The following is a 246-nucleotide window of genomic DNA, read 5'->3' on the forward strand; positions in this document are numbered from 1 at the left end:
CTGCTTTTAGCCGCGCGGGTTGAAGGTTTCCTCACCCACGCGGCGCTCATCGGCGGTGAAGCCCTCTTCCGCCACATAATACTGCGGATCGTCCAGCTCATGGCTGCAGAACGGCCCGGCGCGCTTGAGCAGGCGCACGCAGTCAGCGCTCAGGTGGCGCAGACGAATGCTTTTCCCCGCCGCCAGATAGCGCGCCGTCAGCTTATCGATCGCCTCTACGCCGCTGGAATCCATCACCCGGGTGCC

General features: G+C 64.6%; 1 pseudogene. It reads right to left on the bottom strand.

Going from position 1 to position 246, the window contains the following annotated elements:
• Positions 1-6: 6 nt before the first annotated feature.
• Positions 7-246, bottom strand: a pseudogene (locus ADK28_RS04845) (SulP family inorganic anion transporter); the annotation flags it as partial.

Source organism: Serratia sp. 506_PEND, from assembly GCF_001076875.1.
Taxonomy (GTDB): Bacteria; Pseudomonadota; Gammaproteobacteria; order Enterobacterales; family Enterobacteriaceae; genus Serratia; species Serratia marcescens.